General features: G+C 67.2%; 21 protein-coding genes. 10 read left to right on the forward strand and 11 right to left on the reverse strand.

Annotated elements, in window-relative coordinates; translation table 11 throughout:
• The first annotated feature begins 11 nt into the window (after positions 1-11).
• Complete coding sequence (locus LGY53_RS30050) at positions 12-2,234, forward strand: MMPL family transporter (RefSeq protein ID WP_225730054.1); 2,223 nt, start codon at positions 12-14, stop codon at positions 2,232-2,234.
• Between the two features lie 52 nt (positions 2,235-2,286).
• On the opposite strand, the gene LGY53_RS30055 is transcribed toward LGY53_RS30050, so the two are convergent.
• Positions 2,287-3,669 carry a bifunctional lysylphosphatidylglycerol flippase/synthetase MprF gene (locus tag LGY53_RS30055; RefSeq protein ID WP_225730055.1) on the reverse strand — a complete coding sequence of 461 codons (1,383 nt, stop codon included), beginning with the start codon at positions 3,667-3,669 and terminating at the stop codon, positions 2,287-2,289.
• A gap of 675 nt (positions 3,670-4,344) precedes the next feature.
• On the opposite strand from LGY53_RS30055, the gene LGY53_RS30060 reads away from it, so the two are divergent.
• Positions 4,345-5,679, forward strand: a complete 1,335-nt coding sequence (locus LGY53_RS30060) for a glycoside hydrolase family 1 protein (RefSeq protein WP_225730056.1) — start codon at positions 4,345-4,347, stop codon at positions 5,677-5,679.
• Between the two features lie 54 nt (positions 5,680-5,733).
• A complete protein-coding gene (locus tag LGY53_RS30065; RefSeq protein ID WP_225730057.1) occupies positions 5,734-6,678 on the forward strand; it encodes a PHB depolymerase family esterase in 945 nt (314 codons plus the stop codon).
• Between the two features lie 16 nt (positions 6,679-6,694).
• On the opposite strand, the gene LGY53_RS30070 is transcribed toward LGY53_RS30065, so the two are convergent.
• Positions 6,695-7,393: a TetR/AcrR family transcriptional regulator gene (locus LGY53_RS30070; RefSeq protein WP_225730058.1), complete on the reverse strand. Its 699-nt coding sequence runs from the start codon at positions 7,391-7,393 to the stop codon at positions 6,695-6,697.
• Positions 7,394-7,529: 136 nt separating this feature from the next.
• Between LGY53_RS30070 and LGY53_RS30075 the strand changes: the two genes are divergently transcribed.
• Positions 7,530-9,251 (forward strand): GMC oxidoreductase, encoded by a 1,722-nt coding sequence (locus LGY53_RS30075; RefSeq protein WP_225730059.1) that lies wholly within the window; start codon positions 7,530-7,532, stop codon positions 9,249-9,251.
• Here the strand turns inward: LGY53_RS30075 and LGY53_RS30080 are convergent, their stop codons facing one another.
• Both LGY53_RS30080 and LGY53_RS30085 read right to left on the reverse strand, forming a co-directional pair.
• Positions 9,252-10,169 (reverse strand): helix-turn-helix transcriptional regulator, encoded by a 918-nt coding sequence (locus tag LGY53_RS30080; protein ID WP_225730060.1) that lies wholly within the window; start codon positions 10,167-10,169, stop codon positions 9,252-9,254.
• A 304-nt stretch (positions 10,170-10,473) separates the two neighbouring features.
• On the reverse strand, positions 10,474-11,022 hold the full coding sequence (locus LGY53_RS30085) for a TerD family protein (protein WP_225730061.1): 549 nt from the start codon (positions 11,020-11,022) through the stop codon (positions 10,474-10,476).
• 187 nt (positions 11,023-11,209) lie between these two features.
• On the opposite strand from LGY53_RS30085, the gene LGY53_RS30090 reads away from it, so the two are divergent.
• Both LGY53_RS30090 and LGY53_RS30095 read left to right on the forward strand, forming a co-directional pair.
• The gene (locus tag LGY53_RS30090; protein ID WP_225730062.1) at positions 11,210-12,649 is read left to right on the forward strand and encodes an MFS transporter; all 1,440 of its coding nucleotides are present in this window, start codon (positions 11,210-11,212) and stop codon (positions 12,647-12,649) included.
• A 349-nt stretch (positions 12,650-12,998) separates the two neighbouring features.
• Entirely contained in the window at positions 12,999-13,544 is a 546-nt protein-coding gene (locus LGY53_RS30095) for a hypothetical protein (protein WP_225730063.1), read from the forward strand.
• Positions 13,545-13,554: 10 nt separating this feature from the next.
• Here LGY53_RS30095 and LGY53_RS30100 read toward each other — a convergent pair whose 3' ends face one another.
• Positions 13,555-15,072, reverse strand: coding sequence for an LCP family protein (locus LGY53_RS30100; protein ID WP_225730169.1), 1,518 nt, complete (start codon positions 15,070-15,072; stop codon positions 13,555-13,557).
• A gap of 220 nt (positions 15,073-15,292) precedes the next feature.
• Positions 15,293-16,105, reverse strand: coding sequence for a hypothetical protein (locus LGY53_RS30105; RefSeq protein ID WP_225730064.1), 813 nt, complete (start codon positions 16,103-16,105; stop codon positions 15,293-15,295).
• 126 nt (positions 16,106-16,231) lie between these two features.
• Between LGY53_RS30105 and LGY53_RS30110 the strand changes: the two genes are divergently transcribed.
• Positions 16,232-17,821 carry a GMC family oxidoreductase gene (locus LGY53_RS30110; RefSeq protein ID WP_225730065.1) on the forward strand — a complete coding sequence of 530 codons (1,590 nt, stop codon included), beginning with the start codon at positions 16,232-16,234 and terminating at the stop codon, positions 17,819-17,821.
• 32 nt (positions 17,822-17,853) lie between these two features.
• Positions 17,854-19,068: a peptidylprolyl isomerase gene (locus LGY53_RS44005; protein WP_305082714.1), complete on the forward strand. Its 1,215-nt coding sequence runs from the start codon at positions 17,854-17,856 to the stop codon at positions 19,066-19,068.
• Between the two features lie 7 nt (positions 19,069-19,075).
• On the opposite strand, the gene LGY53_RS30120 is transcribed toward LGY53_RS44005, so the two are convergent.
• The 3 genes from LGY53_RS30120 to LGY53_RS30130 all read right to left on the reverse strand — a co-directional run bounded on the left by LGY53_RS30120 (position 19,076) and on the right by LGY53_RS30130 (position 20,196).
• The gene (locus LGY53_RS30120; RefSeq protein WP_225730066.1) at positions 19,076-19,471 is read right to left on the reverse strand and encodes a VOC family protein; all 396 of its coding nucleotides are present in this window, start codon (positions 19,469-19,471) and stop codon (positions 19,076-19,078) included.
• 1 nt (position 19,472) lies between these two features.
• Complete coding sequence (locus tag LGY53_RS30125; RefSeq protein WP_225730067.1) at positions 19,473-19,784, reverse strand: helix-turn-helix transcriptional regulator; 312 nt, start codon at positions 19,782-19,784, stop codon at positions 19,473-19,475.
• A gap of 61 nt (positions 19,785-19,845) precedes the next feature.
• Positions 19,846-20,196: a DoxX family protein gene (locus LGY53_RS30130; RefSeq protein ID WP_225730068.1), complete on the reverse strand. Its 351-nt coding sequence runs from the start codon at positions 20,194-20,196 to the stop codon at positions 19,846-19,848.
• Positions 20,197-20,314: 118 nt separating this feature from the next.
• On the opposite strand from LGY53_RS30130, the gene LGY53_RS30135 reads away from it, so the two are divergent.
• Positions 20,315-21,247 (forward strand): sigma-70 family RNA polymerase sigma factor, encoded by a 933-nt coding sequence (locus LGY53_RS30135; protein ID WP_225730069.1) that lies wholly within the window; start codon positions 20,315-20,317, stop codon positions 21,245-21,247.
• Here LGY53_RS30135 and LGY53_RS30140 read toward each other — a convergent pair.
• On the reverse strand, positions 21,244-21,720 hold the full coding sequence (locus tag LGY53_RS30140; RefSeq protein ID WP_167474827.1) for an HAD-IIIC family phosphatase: 477 nt from the start codon (positions 21,718-21,720) through the stop codon (positions 21,244-21,246). The genes LGY53_RS30135 and LGY53_RS30140 overlap by 4 nt on opposite strands.
• Before the next feature lie 278 nt (positions 21,721-21,998).
• On the opposite strand from LGY53_RS30140, the gene LGY53_RS30145 reads away from it, so the two are divergent.
• Positions 21,999-23,219 (forward strand): CdaR family transcriptional regulator, encoded by a 1,221-nt coding sequence (locus LGY53_RS30145; RefSeq protein ID WP_225730070.1) that lies wholly within the window; start codon positions 21,999-22,001, stop codon positions 23,217-23,219.
• A gap of 31 nt (positions 23,220-23,250) precedes the next feature.
• Here the strand turns inward: LGY53_RS30145 and LGY53_RS30150 are convergent, their stop codons facing one another.
• Positions 23,251-24,297, reverse strand: a complete 1,047-nt coding sequence (locus LGY53_RS30150) for an LLM class flavin-dependent oxidoreductase (protein WP_225730071.1) — start codon at positions 24,295-24,297, stop codon at positions 23,251-23,253.
• Positions 24,298-24,320 lie beyond the last annotated feature (23 nt).

Consider the following 24,320-nt stretch of genomic DNA (forward strand, 5'->3'; position numbering starts at 1 on the left):
GAGGCCGCCTGATGTTCGCACGCTGGGGAGCACTCGTCCACCGCCTGCGCTACGCCGTACTCACCGTCGTCACCGCCGCACTGCTCGCACTCGGCGGCTACGGATTCGGTGTCGAAGATCACCTCAGCTCCAGCGGCCTGTTCGACCTCACCTCCGAATCCGCCCACGCCGCACAGATTTCCGACGACATCTACGGCCGCAACCACGACGGCGACGTCCTGCTCCTGTTCACCCCGCCCCCGGGCAGAACCGTCGACGACCCCCAATACAGCGCCGACGTCATCGAATTCCTGAAAAGCCTGCCCCGCGACCACCCCAACGAAATCGCCGCCATCAACGGCTCCTACTGGCCCGCCGCCGGCGGCAAACTCAGCGGCGCCCAAGCCGCCACCCCGGACAAAACCAAGGCCTTCGCCGCACTCGCCATCCGCGGCGACAACGACACCGACATGGTGAACAACTACCGGAAAGCCAAGGACGCCTTCACCTTTCCCGGCATGCAGGTCGCCGGGCTGCAGGCCGTCGGCGGCACCATCAACGACACCATGTCACACGACATCAAACGGATGGAGAAACTCGCCATCCCCGTCGTCGCGATCCTGCTGTTCTTCATCTTCGGCGGACTCGTCGCCGCCGCACTGCCACTCATCGTCGGCGCGCTCACCGTGGTCGGCGCCAACGGCATCATCATGGCCCTCACCCACCTCACCGAGGTGAACACCTTTGTCTCCGGCGTGATCTCGATGGTCGGACTCGGCCTCGCCATCGACTACGGACTGTTCATCGTCAGCCGATTCCGCGAAGAACTCGCCGAGGGCTACGACACCCCCGCCGCCGTCCGCCGCGCCGTGATGACCGCGGGACGCACCGTCGTCTTCTCCGCCACCATGATCATCGCCAGCCTCGCCGGACTGCTGCTGTTCCCCCAAGGCTTCCTCAAATCCCTTGCCTATGGCGCCATCGCCACCGTCTCACTGGCCGCGCTCACCGCCATCACGATCCTGCCCGCCGCACTCGCCGTCCTCGGCAAACGCGTCGATATGTTGGGGCTGAAGCGCTTCCGCCGCACCAAGACCGCCGAACAGGTCGAAAACGGATTCTGGGGACGCACCACCCGCTGGGTGATGCAACGCCCACTGCGCGTGGCCATCCCGCTCTGCATCGGACTGTTCCTGCTCATCCTCCCGATGAAACACCTCGTATTCGGCGGGCTCAGCGAGAAATACCTGCCCGTCGACAACCCAGTCCGCTCCGCCCAAACCGAATTCGACCAGCTCTTCAAACTCCGCAAAGCCGACCCGCTCATGCTGATCGTCCTGTCCGACAACCGAAACGACGTCGGGCAGGTCTACCACCTCGCCAACAAAGCCCCCGGACTCATCGAGGAATTCAACGTCCCCGAACCCGCCCCCGAACACCCGGGCGTCTACCGTATGCAGGCCCGGCTCGCCGATTCCGCCAAGGGCGGCACCACCATCGACTACCTGCGCGACCTCGACCTGCCGACCGGCACCACCCTGCTCGTCGGCGGCAAACCCGCACTCGAAAAGGACAGCATCGACGCGCTGCTCTACCGCATCCCCGTGATGATCGTGCTCGTCGTCTTCCTCACCACGCTGCTGATGTTCCTCACCTTCGGCTCACTCGTACTGCCCATCAAGGCCGCCCTCATGAGCGCGCTCGGCCTCGGCTCCACCCTCGGCATCCTCACCTGGATCTTCATCGACGGACACGGATCCCGGCTGCTCCACTTCACCCCGCAACCGATCATGGCACCGGTGCTGGTGCTCATCATCGCCATCATCTACGGCCTGTCCACCGACTACGAGGTATTCCTGCTCTCCCGCATGGCCGAGGCCCGGGCCAAAGGCGCCAGCACCACCGAGGCCGTCCGAGCGGGCACCGCGCACACCGGACGCATCATCACCGCCGCCGCGCTCATCCTGCTCGTCGTCACCGGCGCATTCGCCTTCTCCGATCTGGTGATGATGCAGTACATCGCCTACGGCATGATCGCGGCGCTGCTCATCGACGCCACCGTACTGCGTATGCTGCTCGTCCCCGCCATCATGAAACTCCTCGGCGACGACTGCTGGTGGGCACCCGCCTGGATGAAAAAGGTGCAGCAGAAGATCGGCCTCGGCGAACCCGTCCTCGCCGCCGAAACGCCCACCGGGACCGAGATCGTCGACCTCGTCGAAACCACCCGGGTCACCGACCCGCCGACGGTATGACGGGAAATCTGATGCGTCGGCCGCACCGAGAAGCCCGGTGCGGCCGACGAATTCAGAACTGCTTGCGGTGCGGCACGAACTCCAGCGTCAGCATGGCGGCCGCCGCGATCACCACCTCACGCCAGCGGATCAGCGCATACCGCTGACTCGACAGGGCGTGGAACTTCCGCAGATACCGGTACAGCGACTCCAGCCGGATCAGCGGATCACCCAGGTGCACCAGCAGATACATCAACTGTGCGGTACGCGAACGCTGCTTGTCGGCGAACAATTCGGGAAATGCCGCGAACGCCAACGAGATTCGCTCGATCTTTTGCTCCCGTGCGTAGTCGACCAGATCGACGACCATCCGCTCGTCCAAACCGTTCGGAGCATCCTTGCGCCGCCACGGCACATCGAGACTCAACTCCCGGCCGCCGCCCGATACGCCGTACCGCTGAAAGCCGACCACCCGGCCGTCCGCGTCCCGCGCCAGCACCACCAGCATGTTCGGATTCCGGCCATCCAGCAGATGATCGAGGATCATCGAGAAGCCCCGGCTCTGCCTGCCCGCATGCCACTCGTCGACAATGCCCAGCAGATCGGCGCGCAGCTGATCCGGCAGCGCCGACTCGTGGATCACCTCGGTGCGCACCCCGAAATTCTTGGTGCGGCTCACCGCCTGGCGCAGATTGCGGAACTTGCGCCCGACCATGTCGAACTTCGCCACCTCGATCACCACATCGCGCCCGATCGGCACCGGATGCAGCCCGCGATGCTCCAGCGCGCGGTACCGCCACAGCTCGCTGATCTCCGGGCTCGCGCCCAGCACCGCGATCCGCCACCCGTGGTTCATCGCGAATTCCGAGAAATCACTGATCAATTCGGCGAAATCGGCGCGGTTGCCGATCGGATCGCCCGCGACCACGGCGATACCGAACCGCGCCCGGTAGGCGATCGCCGCGGTGGACTGCGAGTTGAAGAAATACGTCTTCGACGAGTGCATCGCGAAGGGCGCCAACGGATCACCCTCGGTCCGGTCGACCAGCGCGGCCACCCGATACAGCTGCTGCGGCTCCGGTTTGCTCGACTGCGGCAACATCAGGATCAGGCCGGTCGAGGCCAGCAGCACGAATCCGACGCCGGGATGTTCGGCCCGGTACGCGACATTCGCGAACGCCAGCACGAACACCGCGACCGTCAAGTGCGGCAACGTGATCGGCCGGTGCAGATGCAACCCGCGCGCGATGAAAATACCGGCCAGCGAGGCCGCGACGAACCAGGAATGATTCACCCCCTCGTGCATCGCCCGCACCGCCGAGTACACCAGGATCAGGCTCACCGCCAACAGACCGGTCATCAAGATCGGCCGTACCACGGGCGCCGTGGTGAACGCTGCCTCGCGATAGGCGGTCAGCGTCGAGTTCCGCGCCACGATCCCCCCTTCCTCACCCATGCCGGTCACCGACCTTGCCGCGACGCTCACTAGACATGCTCGCCATGGAGGCCTCCCGCCATTTACACCGTATCAACCACACTATTCGCTTACCCGGGCACCAACGGCGGCCACCACGCCGGCCACCGACTTTCGGTATCCCTTCGCAATCCGACCCACCCAGCCGCCTCGGAGCGACCCCTCTCCTCTTTGCCGGGGTGGGGTAGGTCAACTTCACTTTTCTCGTCAACTTGTGTGGATGCAATCGTATTTCATAGGAGGAGTTACATAGTTAGATGCGCATATCTACGTAAGATAATGTTACTGACTCGACCACGAGTTTTCAGCCTCCCGCCCCGCCTAGGCGAGCCGGATCACGCCTAGCCGGATGCGCCGATGTGGCCCAACTCTCCTACCGCACAAACACTTCCGTCCCACGAAGCCCTCCCCGACCGTTGGCTCGCTCGCAATCGGTCCAGCACACTCCCCGGCCGACCCGGTACCCACGCCGCGTCCGGCGAGAACTGCCGTTTCCCCATCCCGCCCCACCCGACTGCAACCCCGTCTGCAATCCACTCCAACGACGAGAATCGGACACCCGGCCAGTTAACCTGTGTCGCGTGGCACCGCTCCGATTCGGCGCGCGACGTGCGCCGAAGGTCCACCACCGCCGATAGTCCTCGGAACAGGAGTTCGATGCGATCGCCCAGCCGCCGCCAAATCCTCGCCACCCTCGCCACCGCTGCGGCACTGATCGTCGGCGCGGGTCCGGCCGCGGCCCGACCCGCGGCGCCCGACCGGGTCGTGCCGCTGGGCAGCGATTTCCTCTGGGGCGTTGCGGCTTCCGGCTATCAATCGGAGGGCAACGCTCCCGACAGCAACTGGTCGCGGTATGCCGCTGAAGGCAAAACCGATGACCCCTACCGGAATTCGGTCGACTTCTACAATCGGTACGAGTCCGATATCCAGCTCGCGAAGCAGCTGGGCGTCAAGGTCTATCGCATCGGCATCGAGTGGGCACGGATTCAACCGCGGCCCGGCGCTTGGGATGAAGACGGACTTCGCTTCTACGACAAAGTGATCGGAGCCATCAAGGCCGCCGGTATGCGCCCGATGCTCACCATCGACCACTGGGTGTACCCGGGCTGGGAGGTCGACCGCGGCGGCTGGAACAACCCGGATATCGTGCAGGACTGGCTGGCCAACGCCCGTACCGTCGTGGACCGATTCGCTGCGGCGGATCCGCTCTGGGTCACCTTCAACGAGCCGATCTTGTACGTGGTCAACGAGGTACGCGGCCAACGGCTGCCGCTCACCGCGACACTCGCCATGCATGAGCGAATCGCCCAGGCGCACAACGCGATCTACGACTATATCCACGCGAAACAGCCGGGCGCGCTGGTGACGAGCAACGTCGCCTATACTCCCGGCGGCGCCGAGGACGTCGTATCCGGGTCCCTGGTCGACAAGATCGCCGCGAAACTCGACTACATCGGCATCGATTACTACTACGGCCTCTCCCCCGACACCCTCGTCAGCAGCATCGCCAGCACCATCGGTGCAGCGAAGCTGTGGAACAACCCGCTCCAGCCGGAGGGCATCTACTATGCGCTGGAACACTATTCACGCAAGTTCCCCGGCAAGCCGCTGTACATCGTGGAGAACGGCATGCCGACCGAGAACGGCAAACCCCGCGCCGACGGCTACCGTCGCGGCGACAATCTGCGCGACACCGTCTACTGGCTGCAGCGCGCCAAGGCCGACGGTATGAACGTCATCGGCTACAACTACTGGAGCCTCACCGACAACTACGAATGGGGCTCCTACACACCGCGATTCGGCCTCTACACGGTCGACGTGCTGACCGACCCCACCCTCACCCGCAGGCCGACCGATGCGGTGCCCGCGTACACCGAGATCACCCACTCCGGCGGCGTTCCGGCCGACTACCGACCCACTCGCGCACCGGTGGCCTGCTCGTTGGTGAACCCGCTCGGCAGCTGCACCGATCCGGTGACGGTGCCCCAGTAGTTTCTTCAGAATTCCTTCAGCGGCGCCGCCGGGCCCCGGCCATACGATAATTTCGTGCCGAGAACCCTGGTTACCGTTGCACTTTGCGCGGCCATAGCCTGCACCGTCGCGTGTGGGCGGTCCGCCGCGCGGACGTCCGGCGATCCCACGCTGGACCTGAATGTCGGCGGTACGCAACGCCATTACCTGATCCACCGGCCCGCGGCGCCACGTCCGGGGCGGATCCCGGCGGTACTGGTCTTCCACGGTGGCGGTGGGACGGCCCGATACATGGCGGATCGGAGCGGATTCGACCGGCTCGCCGACGATTCCGGTTTCCTCGCGGTCTACCCCGAAGGCATCGACAAATCCTGGAACGATGGTCGCGGTGCCGACACCAGGGCCGGTGCGCTCGGCGTCGACGACATCGGATTCGTCTCGTCGCTGATAGATCGCCTCGTCGCCGACGAGAATGTCGATCCCACAAGGGTTTTCGCCACCGGAATGTCCAATGGCGCCATGTTCACCGAGGATCTGGGCTGCCGCTTGTCGGCGAAGCTGGCGGCCATCGCTCCGGTCGCCGGAACGCTGCCCGCCGCCGACGCGCCGGATTGCGCACCGGCGCACCCACTTCCGGTCCTGGAGATCCACGGCACCGCCGATCCGGTGGTGCCCTATCAGGGCGGTGTCGTCCGCGTGACGTCGGGCAATCTCGGTGGCTCCGGCAAGAGTCCGGTATTGTCCGCCGACGCAACACAGCAGTTATGGCGCTCGAAAAATGACTGCGGACAACCGGATACGGCCGACCTACCGCCACGCACCGATGACGGAACATCCGTCACGACCTTTACCGCCGCCTGTGCGGGCGGCACCTCGGTGGTGCTGTATTCGGTGACGGGGGGCGGCCATACCTGGCCCGGCGGCCAGCAGTATCTGCCCGCGGCGCTGATCGGGCCGGTCAGCCATCAGTTCGACGCCACCGAAACCATCTGGCGCTTCTTCGCGGTGGTCCACCCGTGAACCACGCCGCCGGTGCTCAGCCCTGGTAGCCCAGCGTCGCGAGCAGCGCCTCCAGCTGTAGTTCGAAGATTTCGGCCCGATCGACGAAGGTGTCCTGGCCGTACATGTCGAAGACATCGGCGCTCACCGCGCCGAACAGACCGGACCATACCGAAATCGTGCGCGCCACAAGCCAATCGGGGATGTCGATGCCGAATTCCGTTCGGATCGCGGCGAAGTTCTGCGCGAGAGCCGAGGATACGGGTGCCGGATTCTTCGGTTGGATGAGCAGACCGGCGCGGTATGCCTCGTCGATCGAGCCGATGATGGTGACGATCACGCGGACACCCGGCGTGGTGGTCTGTTCGGCGGGCGCGTCGTAGCCGGGCACCGGAGTGCCGAAAAGCAGTCCGTAGCGGGCGGGTTCGGCCAGCGCCCAGGCCCGGACCGCGCGGCCGACCACCCGGAAGCGTTCGATCGGGTCGGTCCCGGCGGTGGCGACGGCCGCGTCCACCGCATCGCCCAGCGCGTTGTACCCGTCCACCACCAGTAGGGTGAGTAGTTCGTCGCGGCTGCGCACGTACCGGTACACCGCCGAGGAGACGACGCCGAGGTCGCGAGCGACGGCGCGCAGCGACAGCGCGGCGGCGCCGTGCACGGCCAGGTGTTCCCGGCCGATACGGACGATATCGGTCATGGTCTGTGCTCGGGCGCGGGCGCGTGGCGTCGTCGGCATGACCCAAGGGTGCGCATTTCGGAGAGCAATGTCAACAAACGAGAGCGTCGCTCTCGAAGAGTCCCGACGCCGTCCAGCCAACCTACTCGGGAGTAGTGTTATTCCGGTCACCGGCGACAGATCGAGGAGTTTCCAGATGGACCAGCGGGCGACCGATTTCGACGTCTTGATCGTCGGATCCGGATTCGGCGGCAGCGTGAGCGCGCTGCGGCTGGTGGAGAAGGGCTACAAGGTCGGCGTGCTCGAGGCCGGGCGCCGCTTCGCCGACGACGAACTGCCCAAGACCAGCTGGGATCTGCGGAACTTCCTGTGGGCGCCCAAACTCGGCTGCTTCGGGATCCAGCGCATCCACCTGCTGCGCGACGTGCTGATCCTGGGCGGTGCGGGCGTCGGCGGCGGTTCGCTCAACTACGCGAACACCCTGTACGTACCGCCGGAGCCGTTCTTCCGCGATCCGCAGTGGCGCGACATCACCGACTGGCGCGCCGAGCTCACGCCGTATTACGAACGGGCGCAACGGATGCTGGGTGTGGTGCGCAACCCGCACATGACGCCGGCGGATGAGGTGTTCAAGCGAATCGCCGACGATATGGGCGTCGGCGACACATTCGTGCAGACCCCGGTGGGCGTGTTCTTCGGCGAACCGGGCCGGACCGTGCCCGATCCGTATTTCGGCGGCGTCGGGCCCGACCGCACCGGCTGCGTCGAATGCGGCGACTGCATGGTCGGCTGCAAGTACGGTGCGAAGAACACACTGGTCAAGAACTATCTGTATCTCGCGGAAAAGGCCGGGGCACAGGTCATTCCGATGACGACGGTGACCGCGGTGCGCCCGCTGCCCGACGGCACCTGGGATGTCGCCACCGAACGCACCGGCGCGTGGGTGCGCAAGCGGCCCGCCACCTACACCGCCGCGCACGTGGTGCTCGCGGCAGGCACCCGGGGCACCCAGCAGCTGCTGTTCGCCATGCGGGACAAGGGAATTCTGCCCGACCTGTCCGAGCGGCTCGGCATGCTCACCCGGACCAACTCCGAATCGATCGTCGGCGCGGCCACCAAGACGGTGCAGCCCGGTGTCGATTTCACCCAGGGCGTCGCGATCACCTCCTCGATCCACCCGACTCCCGACACCCACATCGAACCGGTCCGCTACGGCAAGGGTTCGAATTCGATGGGGCTACTACAGACCCTGATGGTGGACGGCGGCGGCCGCATCCCCCGCTGGCTGCGCTTCCTCGGGCTGGTGCTGCGGCATCCCGTCCAGCTGGTCAGCTTCCTGAGCACCAAGAACTGGAGCGAGCGCACCATCATCTGCCTCGTCATGCAGCACCTGGACAATTCGATAACCACCTTCACCAAGCGCGGGCTGTTCGGCCGCAAGCTCACCTCGAAACAGGGCCACGGCGAACCGAATCCGACCTGGATCCCGGTCGGCAACGAGGTGACCAGACGGGTCGCCGATGATATCGGCGGCATCGCGGGCGGCAGCTGGGGCGAAATCTTCAATATCCCGCTCACCGCGCACTTCCTCGGCGGCGCCGCCATCGGCGCGGATGCCGAACACGGCGTGATCGACGGCTACCACCGGGTTTACGGTTATCCGACGCTGAGCGTCGTCGACGGCGCGGCGGTCTCGGCGAATCTCGGCGTCAACCCGTCGCTCACCATCACCGCGCAGGCCGAGCGCGCCGCCGCCTACTGGCCGAACAAGGGCGAACAGGACACCAGGCCCGAGCAGTCGGCGGGCTACCGGCGGATCGCCGCGGTCGCGCCGAAACACCCCGTGGTGCCCGCGAATTCGCCCGCGGCGCTGGTATTGCCGATCGTCGAGATCCGCGGCGAACAGACCCCGGCCTGATCACACCGCCGTGGCGGTCCGGGCCGCGCCGTGCGCGCGTTCGCGGTGTTCGAGCCACGGCCGGGTCCGCTCCGCCTCCGGCATATCCAGCAGTAGCTGTAATTTTGCCGCCTGCGCGTCATCGCTCGGGGTGTATATCCGCACCCAGGCGCCCGCCACGGCGGGCAGGCTCATGCTGGTGACCATCATCTCCAGGCGGCCGACCGCGAGATGGCGGATCTGCTTGATCCGGTTGGCGGGTACCGCGACATCGTTGCGCGCCCACAGCGCCGCGAAATCCGCGCTGCGCGCGACCAATTCGTCGATGAACTGCCGCCAGCCCGGGTCGTCCAGATTCTTCGCGTACGCACCGCGCAGCTGGGCGACCATGCGGCGCAGGTCGTCCCACTCCTGGATGTAGCTGTTGCAGCACTGCGGGGTCAGGAAGACATGCCGTGCCAGATTGCGTTCGGCGCCGAGGAAGCCCGGGCACAGCGCGGCATAGGGTTCGTTGTGCGCGAGCACGTCGTAGCGTGAGCTGAGCACGGCGGCGGGCAGCGGCGCCAAATGGTCCAGGATGACCTGGATCTCGTCGGGCAGCGGATCGTTCGCGGGCGCCGTCGGGACCGTCGGCACGTCGGCGAGCCGATAGATATGCGCGCGTTCGGCGGTGTCCAGGCTCAGCGTGCGCGCGATCGCCTCCAGCACCTGCACGCTGACATTGATCTCGCGGCCCTGTTCCAGCCAGGTGTACCAGGTGACGCCGATGCCGGACAGCTGCGCGACCTCCTCACGCCGCAGTCCCGGCGTGCGCCGCCGCGGTCCCGGCGGCAACCCGACATCCTCCGGGGTGATCCGCGCCCGTCGCGACTTCAGGAAGGCGCCCAACTCACCGCGCCGCGCCTTGCGGATCGCCCGCGCGTCGACCACATTCGTCATGAACTCGATCTTCTCCGAATCCCGATAGCCGATCCAGGTGCCGTCGGTACCAGTATCCGAACCACCCTGTTACCGGTAGCGACGAATACCTGTCCCCTCCGTAGTTCACCCCGCACGGCGCCGCCGCGCCACGGCTGATTCTTGTCATGCACCCCGTGTCCTGGGGTGACGCGCCGAGACGCGCGATACCGCAACCGAATCGATGTCTGCGGGTACGCTTGGCGTGCCTTACCGACGTGGCGGCGTGCGGTGGGGCACGGGGAAGTGTGCCCGCCCGGCCTTGCGCCGGGCGGGCACCAGCCTTTCAACGCAGAAACCGACCGACCAGCGGTACCGCGTCCACCGGATGCCGGGCCGCGATTCCCTCATCGACGCCGCGGAACTCCCAGCCATCTCCGGTCCTGGCGACAACGCCCATGATCAGACCGGTGTGATGATCGGCGGGCAGGTCGTAGCGGGCCAATTCGGCGCCGGAGCCGCCGTCGACCAAACGGCAGAACGCATTATCTATTTCGGCGAAGGTCTGCCCGGTATAGCAGGTGACCAGGAACATGATCGCGGTGATGCGCGGATCGACCCGGGTGAGATCGACCGCGATGACCTCGTCGTCGCCATCGCCCTCGCCGGTGACGCTGTCGCCCTGATGCCGGATCGCGCCGTCGTCGGAGGTCAGCTTCTCGTGATAGACCACATCGGCGAGCTGTTCACCGTCGAACAGCAGGGCCGCCGCGTTCAGATCGATATCGGCGCGTTTCGCGGTGAACCAGCGCCCGGGCCGCACCGGATCCCAGCCCAGCCCCATCGTCACGAAATCGACTCGCGCACCGTTGTTGTCGCGCAGCGGGACCGTCACCGCGGATATCCCTTCCTCGGGGCGGCCGGACCGCCTGATCGACAGCGGCACCGAAGGTGGGCCGCGCCAACCACTTTAGGCGGTGCGCTTACGAGTTCTTTACGGGGCGGCCGATATCCGGGTGCCGCCGGTACCAGTATCAAGGGGCTCCTGTTACCCGTGCCGGATCCGTCGCACGCTTGTTCGCATGTCCAAGATCTTGTCGCCGAATCCCTCGACGGTTACGACAACCGTTGCGGCGCCTGCCGTTCCGGGTGCCCGGCGCACCCTGCTCCTGCTGGCGGTAATCCTGTCCGGACAATTCATGTCGGTCCTGGACGCCTCCATCGTCAACGTCGCGATTCCGTCCATTCGCACCTCGCTGCACACCACCGGATCGGCGCTGCAGCTGATCGTCGCCGGATATGTGATCGCCTACGCCGTACTTCTCGTCACCGGTGCGCGGCTGGGCGACCGGTTCACCCAGCGACGGACCTTCGTCGCCGGACTCGTCGTCTTCACCGCCGCCTCCCTGCTCTGCGGATTGGCCTGGAACCAAACCGCTTTGATCGTATTCCGGTTCGCGCAAGGTATCGGGGCGGCGGCCCTCGTGCCGCAGGTGATGACGTTGATCCAGCGCACCTTCACCGGCAACGCCAGGGCGAAGGCGTTGAGCGCCTACGCCGCGATCACCTCCAGCGGCATGGTGATCGGGCAGGTGCTCGGCGGGCTCATCGTCGACGCCGACCTGTTCGGCAGCAGCTGGCGCGGGGTGTTCCTGGTGAACGTGCCGATCGGCCTGCTCCTGCTGATTGTCGCGCCGCGCGTACTGCCAAGGGCCACCGCACGTCTCGAACGCAAGCTCGACCTCGCCGGGCTGGCCGTGCTCACCGCGTCGGTACTGCTGTTCGTGCTGCCGCTCGTGCTGGGACGCGAACAGGACTGGCCACTGTGGTCCTGGATCGCGCTCGGCGCGAGCGTTTTCGGCATCGCGGCATTCGCGCGGATCGAACAGGTGGTGCACCGGCGCGGCGGTTTGCCGCTGTTCGCCGAGCGGGTGCTGCGCGCGCCGGGTCTGGTGCTCACCGCGGCAACGCTTTTCGTGATGATGGCCACCTTCGGCGGTTGGCTGTTCGTCTTCGCGATCCATCTCCAAGGCACCCTCGGCTACACGGCGCTGCACGCCGGGCTGGTGTGCATCCCGATGGGTGTGTCCTTCGCGATCACCAGCCTGAATTGGGAGCGCATCCCGGCCCGGCTGCACGCGCCGATGATCCCGCTCGGACTGGTGATCGCTTCGGCATCGATGGTGGTGCTGGGCGCGATACTGCGCGACGGCCGCGATGTGGGGGCGTTCGCGCTGGTCGTATTCGGTGTCATGGGAATCGGTTTCGGGCTGGCGTTCAGCCCGCTGATGACCAGGACCCTGGCCAAGGTGCCGGTGGAATTGGCCGCCGACGCCAGCGGAATCCTGGTCACCAACGTGCAACTCGGCATCGTGGTTGGGATCGCCTGCTTCGGAACGATATTCCTCGGGTTGGCGGGCGGCAGTACGCTCTCGGCGGCACATGCGCTCGGCGCAACCGCCATCGCCGAAGGGGTGACGGTGCTGGTCGCCGCCGCGCTCGCGGCCCGAGCGGCGCGCTGAATCGTCGAACAGACCTGCGCTACCGCGAGTTTCGAACCGTCGCGAGCGGCGGCATCGGGCGAGCGCCACACCAATGAGCTCGAAGTGATAGCGCCCGCCGCGCTGTCGATGACACCACTTGCCCTCGGCGATCCACAGTCGCCGAGGGCTTTGTGCTATCGACTGTCACCGCGCGGCGAATCGCGGATGGGCTGGCGGACCGCGCGATTCGGCATCCACCGCAGGTCAGTTCGTCGACCTGGGCTCATTTGCGTTGTCTATCAACGCAACGGCGGCGGGCCGGGTACGAACGGGTGAATTCTGCCTACGAAACGTTCCTGTTTCCGCTCGTAATGGTTAATCTCGGCGCATGCGCAGGGTGCTGGTCGGAATGGGTGTCACGGCAACGCTTTTCCTGGGAACCGCGGTGGCGCAGGCGGTTCCGGTCGGACCGGGACCGCAGGGCACGTACCGGGTCGAACCGCAGCCCACCGGCTGTCACTACGGCACCGCCGCGAACGGCGCCACGCTCCCCGATCCGGTGTGCACGCCCGGCGCGCTCAATCCCCGTGTCACCCAGGACACTTTGGCGACCACCATCTGCCAGTCCGGTTACACCAAGTCCATCCGGCCGCCCGCCCGGATCACCGACGCCGAGAAGCGCGCGAACGCGAAATCGTACGGCTACACCGGATCCCTCGCCGACAGCGAATACGATCACCTGGTCTCACTGGAACTCGGCGGCGACCCCAACGATCCGCGCAACCTGTGGGTGGAGCCGGGCCGCTCCCCCAACCCCAAGGACGCGGTGGAATCCAAACTGCACCAACTCGTTTGCGCGGGCACGGTACCGCTCGCCAAGGCACAGGACGCGATCGCCGCCGACTGGACCACCGCACTCGACGCCGTCCGCTGATAAGGCGTAGCTACTTCACGCAGGGAATGCCATTGCTGCCGTCCATCGTCGAAAGATCGGTCGGCTGCGGCGCTTTCGCACCGGTCGCGGTGGCCGAGACCGGCGGGATGGTGGTGGTCGGCGTCGGCGTCGTGGTCGAATCACCCGACTGATCGTCGGTCGTCGACGCGGCGGCGAGCGCACCGATCGTCGACGAATCGGTGCCGACGGTGAGCCGCACCGTATTCGGGTCCACCGCGGTCGATTTCGACGCCGTCAGGCCGAGCTGGTTGGCCAGCGCCTGCGCCGCCGCATCCGCGCCCTTGCCGTAGGTAACCGTCGTCGTGGTGAGCACCGCGCCGGTGATCAGCTCGCCCTTGCCGAATCCGACCGTGGTGAACTGCTGCTGCAACCGCTTGGCCAGCCCGGACTGCCCGGTGCTGTTGACGATATCGAGGGTGACGCCGTTCGCCGCGGGGATGGTCGTCGAGGTCGGCACCGCCGATGTCGGCGGCGGTGCGGCCGGATCACCGTTCTTCGGCGGCGCGAGCAGATTCTTCACGATGCCGCGAATCTCGTTGACATCGACGATATTGATGTCCTGGCCCTCGTTGTTCTGCCCGAAATCCTTGACCGGCAAGGTGAACAGCGTCATCCCGCCGGAGGACAGCGACGAAGCGCGCTGCACGAACGAGGCCAGATCCAGCTGGTCGTCGATGGCGATATTCTGCTTCGCCACGTCGAGCAGGCCCTTGAGCCGGCCGGGATTGGCGACGGTGCCGCTCTGCTGCAACTTGCGGATCAGCGAGACGATGAACGCCTGCTGCCGCCGGGTGCGGTCGAGGTCGGTGAAATTCAGTGATTCGTCCGGGTCGCGGCGCTGACGCACGAAGGCCATCGCCTGCGAGGCGTCGATGTCCTGGGTGCCCTTCTTGAAATCCGCGCCGGAGAAGTCGTCGGAGGTGTTCTCGTTGAGGCACACCGTTATCGGCTGCACCACCTGCGCGATCTGGAAGAACGACACCAGGGTCACCTCGACGAAGTGGTCGATCGGCACCCCGCCGAGGAAGTTGCGCACGGTGGCGATCTCGGCCTTGCGGCCCGCCTCCCGCGAGCGCTGTTCCAGGTCGAGTTCGTCCTTGACGCCCTTGACCTCGAGCTTGTTCTTCTCGATCGCGTAGGCGAGGCTGTACGCCTCCTTGATCTTGGCCTTGCACGGCGCGTACTGGCAGGCCTGATCGGCGACCTGGACCCAGTCGTCGCGCGGGATCGAAATGGCCGTCGCCTTCGATCCGTCGCCGGGTATGTGCAGCAGGATCAGCACGTTCGAGTTGTAGAACCCGTTGTCCTCATCACCCGCGTGCAGCGCGTCGTAGATCTCCTTGGGCAACGGCTTACCCTGCTGATCAAGGCGACTGTCCAGTCCCATGATCAGGATGTTCTGGTCCTTGCCGTTGGACTTGGGGCCGTCGGCGAGCGCACCCGATGTAGTGACGCCGGAGACCACCACCTGGTAGCTCTCCCATGCCGCCCCGGTACCCACGAGCACGGTCAAGGACAGGAATCCGGATAGCACTCGACCGGTCGTGCGCCACCACGGTGCGGAGCGTCGCCTACGCGGCGGGCGCGCATGGCGACGACGGGTCGGGGCCTGTGGCCAATCGCCTGCACGCGTCATAACGCCGTCGAATATAGGGTCCTTGCCGGAGCGCCAGCAACCGAAGCTGGTCAGACGTTTTCGCGAGCGCCCTCCGGACTTCCGGTACCGGTCACTGTTCCGGTTCCGCGAACGGCCGATCGGGCGACGACTCGGGCCGCTGCGGCGGCTCGGCGAGTCCGGCCTCGGCGTCCAGTTTATGCGGCGGGAAGGCCGTCTTGGCGCCCTGGTTCCATGGCGGGGTGGATCCGGCGGCGGGCGGCGCCTCGTGCCCGGGCGGCGCGACCGCGATGGGCTGACTGAACAAGGACGGCCCGTGCGACTCCGGCAAAGCCGTTGGGACATCTAACAATTGATGACCGGGAAAGGGCGGCGGGAACGGCGGCGGCAGCTGCGCGGCCGGGAACGGCACGGGCATACGGCGTTGCGGCAGTCGATGGCCCGCCGCGATCGCGAACGCACCCGCCGCACCCGCGCCGAAGGCGATCAGCGTCGCGACGGCCACGGCGGCGAAGCCGCCCGCGAAGCCGCCGTGCCGCACGTACAAGGTGGCGAGCAGGACGCCGGTGGTCGCGGTGGCAAGCGCGAACGGCGCGAACAATCCGAATGCACGCACCAGCACGTGCCCGGTGCCCGCACCGGCGAGCAGCAGCGTGGCGATGACCAGCGCGACCGCCGCCGCGGTAATCAGTGGAACGCCTAGAAATTGGGTATATCCCGCGCCCTCGGCATAGGACCAGGCGTTGTACCGCCGATCGCCATCGGCCGAGAGTGGCAGGAACGAGCCGAGCACCGCGAGCAGCGCCGCGCCGAGCAGCAATGTTCCATTGACCCGGTCTGCCAGCAAACCTGTTGGCGCGGTGGTGAATTCGAACTGAGGATGCCTGCCCGGTTCCACCGGACCGGGCGCGAACGCGGCGTGCACAGCGAAAGTCTAGGGTCTGCGCGGCGTTCGAGGCGATCGGTAATTACACCGGAATGGCGGAAAAACGACCGGCGGCCGGTGATAGCTCGTATCTTGGCCCTACGGGCACAGATCGGAGTCGGAACAGTGCAGACGGGTGCGGCCAGCGCGGACTATGTGATCGTCGGCTCCGGATCGGCGGGCGCGGTGCTCGCCAATCGGCTCAGCGCGGACACCGCGACGACGGTGGCGCTGCTGGAGGCCGGACCGCCCGATAAGAACAAATTCGCGCATATCCCGGCCGCGTTCGCGAAACTGTTTCGCAGCGAGGTGGATTGGGACTATCTGACCACGCCGCAACCGGAGCTGAAGAACCGGGAGATCTACTGGCCGCGCGGCAAGATGTTCGGCGGATCCTCCTCGATGAACGCGATGATGTGGGTTCGCGGCTTCCGCGCCGACTACGACGAATGGGCGCTGCTGGCCGGCGAGGAGTGGGGTTTCGCCGCCGCCGTGGACCAGTTCCGTCGCATCGAGCAGGTGGAGGGCGCGCAATTCCCCGACGAGGGCACCACCGGCCCGCTGCACGTCTCGCATCAGCGCAGTCCGCGCGGCATCACCGCCGCCTACCTGGCCGCGGCGGAGGCGGCCGGATATCCGATCGAACCGCCGAATCGGCCGCTGCCGGAAGGGTTTTGCCAAACCATGGTGACCCAGCGCGGCGGCCGCCGCTGGAGCGCCGCCGACGCCTACCTGCGGCCGGCGCTGAGCCGCCCGAACCTGTTCGTGCAAGCCGAGGCGCTGGCCACCAGGGTGCTGTTCGACGGAACTCGCGCGGTCGGCGTCGAATATCGGCAAGGCGGCGCCACGCACACCGTCACCGCGCACCGCGAGGTGCTGCTGTGCGGCGGCGCGATCAACAGCCCACAGCTGCTGATGCTTTCGGGCATCGGCGACCGGGACGAGTTGGCGCGCCACGGAATTCGCGCGCTGGTGCACGCGCCGGAGGTGGGCAGCAATCTGCAGGATCACCTGGTGTCCGGCATCGGATACGGCGTGCCGGGCGATTCGCTCTACGCGGCCGAGAAACCGCGGCAGCTGCTGGCTTATCTGATCCGCCACCGCGGCATGCTCACCTCGAATGTCGGCGAGGCATACGGATTCGTGCGCAGCCGAGGCGATCTGGAACTACCCGATCTGGAGCTGATCTTCGCGCCGGCGCCCTTCTACTACGAGGGCCTGCTCGATCCCACCGAGCACGGCGTCATCCTGGCCGCCGTACTGCTGCGCCCGTACAGCCGCGGCCGCATCGCACTGGCCTCCGCCGATCCGGCCGCCAAACCGGTGATCGATCCGCGCTACCTATCCGACACCGCGGGCGCCGACCGCGCCGCCATCATGGCCGGGTTGCGGGTGTGCGCGGAACTCGCGGCCACCGAACCGCTGCGCTCGGCGCTCGGACCGCTGATCTATCCGCCGCAGGCCCCCAGCGATATGGAGGCCACGCTCGAGCTGACCTTGAACGGTTATTCACACACCCTCTACCACCCGGTCGGCACCTGCCGGATGGGCACCGACGACGCCAGCGTGGTGACACCGCATCTCGAAGTGCGCGGTGTGCGGGGGCTGCGGGTCGCCGACGCCTCGGTGATGCCGCTGCTCATCCGGGGCCACACCCATGCGCCGAGCGTCTTCGTCGGCGAGCAGGCGGCCAGGTTCATCCTCGGCGGATCGTGACGGTATAACCTCCCACGAACGAGGGAGGTTGGATGACACTGCCACCGGATATCACCGCAGCGGAGCTGCTGGCCCGGCACCCGTCGGGGCTGGCCGCGTCCGACGCGGTCGAAATCATCGCCCGCGCGGCCGAACGTCTCGAAGCCGCGCACCGGGCGGGCGTGGTGCACGGCACGGTGACGCCCGCCGCCCTGCTCATTCACCCGGATAGATCCGTCGAGCTGCTCGGCCTCGCGGGTGTGCCGGGCGATCCGCGCGCCGATGTGGCCGCCCTCGGCCGCACCCTCGCCGAGCTGCTTTTGGGACCGGCAGCGGCACAAGGGCTTTCGGCACCGCCCAGTCGGCTGAACCCGAATGTGCCGCCCGCGCTCGACGCGGTTGTCGGGCGGGCGCTCGGGGGCGGCTTCGGCAGCGCGGGCGAACTGGCCGCGGCGGCGACCGGGGCGCTGCACTCCCAAATGCCTTATCGCCCACCGGCCGGACCGCCGAAGTGGCTGCTGATCGGCGTGCCGATCGTCGTCGTCTGCCTGGTGCTGCTGATCGGCGGCGGCTATCTGCTCTACCGATCCGGATCGGATTCCGGCGCCGCCGAGGCCACCGCCACCTCGGCCGACACCGCAACGCCGATCGTCGCGCCGCCGCCGAGCCCGAAACCCGTTACGGGACCGGTGAATTGCACATATCCGAGCGGACCCGGCCCGGCGAGCAAACCCGTCGCCGCGCCGCCGACCGACCACATCCCTTCCGGCACCGTGCGAATCGACGTCACCACGAACCAGGGCCCGATCGGCCTGACGCTCGACGCGGGCGCAGCGCCGTGCACCGTCAACAGTTTCGTGCACCTGGCCAGGTCCGGTTTCTACGACGGCACGAGCTGCCATCGGCTCACCACCGGCGAGCTGCGGGTGCTGCAGTGCGGCGACCCGTCGCGCAATGGAACCGGCGGCCCCGGTTATCAATTCGCCGACGAGTATCCGGTGACCGGCGCCGACACCAAGATGCCGGTGACCTATCAGCGCGGAAAACTGGCCATGGCCAATGCCGGGCCGAATACCAACGGTTCCCAATTCTTCATCGTCTACGGCGATTCCCTGCTGCCGCCGAGCTACACCATCTTCGGCACGGTCGACGCCGCCGGCCTGGCCACCGTCGACAAGGTCGCCGCGGCAGGCACCGACGATGTCAACGGACCGGGTGACGGCCATCCGAAGCTGCCCATCACCCTGCAATCCGCCCAACCGCACTGACCGCGGCTCATCCGGCGTACACGGTGCCCTCCTCGACGAAGCACAGCGGATTGCCCCACGGGTCGTCGGCGTAGAAGGAGCGTTCGCCCCACGGCCGCACCACCATCTCCCCCGCGGGCGCGTCATGTACCAGTTCGGTCGAGCAGCAACCGAGTTCCCGCGCGCGCCGGTACACGGGTTCCAGCTCCCGCACCGTGAAATACAGCGCCTTGGCGGCCGGATGCGGCGAATCCAGCTGCTGCACCGACAAAGTGACCGGCCCGCAGTCGAAATATGCCCTGGCCCCGGCCTGTCCGCGTCCCTCGACCCCGAACAGCCTGCTGTAGAACGTGATCGCCGTGTCGAGATCGCCCACCTCGACGGCGATCCGGAACAGCCGTGGAATATCTTCGGAATTCGGCATATCAGCCACCTTTCTGCGGTCCCGATTCGTCGGCGAAGTGGGCGAGCCATTCGGCCGCGAGGTTCAAACGTTTGCGCTCCAGCCGGTAAACGCGTTGGCGGCCTTGGCGTTCGGTGCCGACCAACCCGGCCTCCTCCAACACCCGCAGATGCCTGCTCGTGGTCTGCCAGGCGTGGGTGAATACGGCGGCGATCTCGCCCGCCGTCATCGATCCGCCGTTGAAGTAGATCGTGAGCAGCACCCGCCGCCGGGCCGGGTGAGCCAGCGCGCCGAAGACCGCCGTGTAGATATCCGAGCGGTCTTCCTCTCGCATACTTATATTAAGCCACTCAGCTGAATGTTTGTCAATGAATAATCAGCGAAGTGGCTGAGCATTAGATCACGGCCACGGCGAAACCCATTGTCACGGCGGCCAGCAGCAGGAACGGCACCGGATAGCGCAGGTGCCGGTACCAGCGGGCGCGCGCGACGACGACCACCGCGCCGAGGAAGTACACCGCCAACCCGAGCGCCGCCGCGAGGCCGAGCGGCGGATACCAGACCCCGGCGAGCAACCCGATGCCGCCGACCGCCTTGATCACGCACAGTGCGGTGAGCGCCCACTCCGGCACGCCGTACGCGGCCATATTGCCGCGCACCCACTCCGCGCGTCCCACATCGATCCACGCCGCTACCAACACCATGGCCGCGGTCGAAACAGACAGCACCACATAGCCGGTTTCCATGGAATTTGTCCTTTCTCACCATTCGAACCGCCCGATCCGCGATCGTGAAATGATCGCGGCCAGGGATCACCCCGATCCCTCGACAGTGCTGACGAGCGCGAGCACGGAAAGGTGACCGGTGCGAGCACAGGACCTGCTGGCGCGACGTTTCGACGCCCAGCGCGGTCGGCTGCGCGCCGTCGCATACCGCCTGCTCGGCACCGCCGACGACACCGAGGACGCGGTGCAGGAGGCGTGGCTGCGGCTCTCGCGCACCGATATCGCCGAGGTGGAAAACCTCGAGGGCTGGCTCACCACAGTGATCTCCCGGATCTGTCTGGACATCCTGCGCGCCCGCACCGCGCATCCGGAGGATCCGACGGCCGACCTGGCCGCACTCGGCGCCACCGCCGATCAGGATCCGGAACACGAAGTGCTGCTTATCGATTCGGTCGGCCGCGCGCTGCTGGTGGTGCTGGACCGGCTCGGCCCCGAGGAGCGGGTCGCCTTCGTGCTGCACGATATGTTCGCGCTGCCGTTCGACCGGATCGCGCCGATCCTGAACCGCAGCGCCGCGACCACCAAGAAGCTGGCCAGCCGGGCCCGGCACCGGGTGCACGGCGAATCCCGGCCCGCCGCTGTCGATCTGGCCGAACAGCAAAGGGTGGTCGCCGCATTCCTGGCCGCGGCGCGCGGCGGCGACCTCGGCGAACTGCTCGCGGTGCTGGCGCCCGACGTGGTGCGCACCGCCGATCCGGCGGCGCTGCCCGCCGGTATGGCCGTTACCGTGCGCGGAGCGGCCCGGGTGGCCGAGGAAACCGTTGTGCTGCGGCGTCGTTCGGGTTTCGCGGCGCTGGCGCTGGTCGACGGCGCGGTGGGCATCGTGGTGGCGCCGCACGGGCGTCTGCTGTTCGCGCTCCGGGTGACGGTGCGCGACAACAGGATCGCCGCCTACGAGGTGATCGCCGATCCGAAGCGCTTGCGCGACACCGATATCGCCATGCTGGACCGGCCCGGCGACGGATTCCGGCCCGCCGGAACGGATTCCAGCACGCCGGTGTTACTCCCCTAGATCGCCGGGACGCGCGCGAAACCGAGGGGCGGCGTCGGGTCCGGGCCGCGGCGCAGCATCGGCCGGAAGTCCGGAAGCGCGGGCAGCACATCGGCATTGCGGGCGGCGTAGCAGCGCACCCGCGGCAGCGCGCGGGCGACCTCGGCGCGCTCGATCGGTTCGTCATCGATGAAGCCGACGCCGTCCAGGCTCAGCCCGAGCCGGTGCGCGATCCGCACAATGGCCGCCGACTTACGGCCCCAACCGATTTCGATGACGGAGAACATATCGTAGAGTCCGTGCCGGTAGAGCTTGTCCAACGTCCAATCCCGCTCGCCGCGGCCGGCCACCGCATGCCAGATCCCGCGCTCACTCAATGTGCGCAGGGTGCGCAGCGCGGCCGGGCGTGGGGCGCCGCTGGTGGCATCGCAGACCGCGCCGTCCCACAGCGTATTGTCCAGTTCCCAGACAAGGCATTTCAGCGCCGGTCTCATCACCTGCCCCTATCACTGACGGTCGGTGCCGCCGCGCACGATGCTACCGACGCCACCCATCCGCTTCCAGATTTTGCCGCGCACCGCGCTCGGGAATCCTGTGATCGGTCACAACACGGGCGCGCCGATCCGTGGCTATTTCACAGAACAGCGCGATTCGATCCCTGGCGCTGACGAGACAGTTAGTGTGAATGCGCCGCACAGCTACACCGGGGACAGCAGCCTGCGGGGTGAGCAGGGCACCGGGGGGATGTCAGCAGGGGGTGGAAGGAGTCGCAGTGGCAGTCGACAGTTCGACGCGGCCGAGCCTCACTTTGTCCGGTAAGCCGATGTCCGCCTCGCTCAAGGACGTTCGCGCACTCTCGCGCCAAATGGTCGGGCATTTCGTCGCGAATGTCGCCCCGTGCGGCACGCTGCCCGGCGATGCGATCAGCGACGACGCGACCGCCGTCACCAGGGTCTGCCTGGAGTTCGCCGCGAGCATGCTGGACGGCCAGGATCTACCGGGCAAGATGAAGCGGGTCGAGCACGCCGCCGCCGAATGGGCGCGCGAGGGCGTGCCGATCGACGCCATCCACCATTCCATCCACGAGGGTTTCAAGATCGGCCTCGACCTGGTGATGGCCAACGCGCCGCTGGAGGACGACTACCGCAACCTCGTCGACGGCGCGAAGACACTGCTCGAGATCCTGGACATGATCACCTCCGCGGTATCCATGGCCTACGTGCGCGAACTGCGCGCGGTGGTCGGCGAACACCACACCGCGGTGCATACGCTCACCTCCGCCCTGCTCGGCGGGCACAGCACCTCGACCATGGCCAGGGAATGCGGTATCGCCATCGCCGAGTCGTACGCCGTACTCGCCGTTGCCATTCCGCCGCACCAGGACGAACGCAACCCGGCACTGGACGGGAAGGTCGTCGCCCGGCGCAAACTCCGCCGGGTGCAGGCCGAGCTGGCCACCCGCTGCGGCGACCGCGCACTGTCGCTGCTCAGCGTCGACGGCGGCACCATCCTGATCCCCACCGACGACGCCGACGACGACGCGCTCGACACCCTGGTCGCCCAGCTCACGCATGCCGCGCAGGTCGGCATCACCGCGACCATGGTGCAGGCCACCCCGGCGCAGATCCCGGACGCCGCCGACCAGGCACACGAACTGCTCGACATGGTGCAGCGATTGCAGTGTGTCGCAGGGCTTTACCGCTTCGACGAGCTCGCGCTCGAATATCAGCTCACCCGCCCGGGGCCGGGCCGGGAGTACCTCGGCGCACTGCTCGACGCGCTCGACGAACATCCCGAACTGCTGGAGACCCTGCAGCGCCACATCGGCAACAACCTCAACCGCCAGCGCACCGCTCGGGTGCTGCACGTGCACACCAATACGGTCGACTACCGGCTCAAGCGGATCGGCCAGCTCACCGGATTCGACCCGTCCCAGCCGTCAGGGCTGTGGTATCTGCGCTCGGCGTTGGTCGCCCGAACCTACCGGTCCTGAAACGCTTTCCGCGCGCGCCGCGACCGCTCGGTCACGCCGCCCGCTCGGTCGCGCCCCCTCGCGCCGCCAGCGCGGGTGTGCTCAGCCCGGCCAGCACCGCGAGCGCGCGATGCGATTCCAGCCGCGCCGCGCGGTCGTAAGTGCTGGTGTGCACCAGGAATTCATCGGCTCCGGTCCGAATCACCAACCGCTCCAACGACTCCGCCACCTCGTCGGCGGTGCCGTGGATCTGCCCGCGCAGCGCCTCGTCGAACAGGCGCCGCTCCCGCTCGGTCATCGTCATCGCCTCGATTTCGGCGGGCGGGATCAGCGCCGGGAATTCGCCTCTGGTCCTGGAGTAGGCGGCCGACCACGCCTCGGGCAGCAGCAGCCTGCGCGCCTGCTCGGTAGTGTCGGCGATCAGCACCGTGCCGGAGATCATCACATACGGGCGCGCACCCCATTCGGTGGGGCGGAACGCGCCGCGGTATCGCTCGATCGATTCGACCATCTTGTCTTCCGCCCCGCCGATCGCCGCGATCACCAGCGGCAGCCCGAACCGCGCCGCCCGGTCCGCACCGGATCCGGTGGCCAGCAGGTACGCGGGCACCCGCAGCCCCTCGGCCGGCCACGCGTGCACGCCGTCGCGGCCGCGCGCCAGGTATTCCAGTACCGCCGTGAGCTTTTCGTCGAAATCGTCGGCGTCGTCCTTACCGTGGCCCAGCGCCCGGCGCACACCGTCGGTGAAGCCGACCGACCGGCCGAGACCCATATCGATCCGCCCGGGATACAGCGATTCCAGCACCCCGAACTGCTCGGCGACCACCAGCGGCTGATGGTTCGGCAACATCACCCCGCCGGTGCCGATCCGGATCCGCGAGGTCGCGGCCGCGACGGCCGCGGCGAGCACCGTCGGCGCCGAACCCGCGACGCCCGGCACGCTGTGATGTTCGGATACCCAGAACCGGTGATAGCCCCACTGCTCGGCCAGCCGCGCGAATTCCACCGTCTCGCGCAGCGCGTCCGGATGCCGCTGCCCGCGCCGCGCCCGCGACCGATCGAGGATCGAGAACCGGACCGAGGTCAGTGCTGAGGTCATACTCCTGTCAACGCCACGGGCGC

Source organism: Nocardia sp. JCM 34519.1, from assembly GCF_020361265.1.
Taxonomy (GTDB): Bacteria; Actinomycetota; Actinomycetes; order Mycobacteriales; family Mycobacteriaceae; genus Nocardia; species Nocardia arthritidis_A.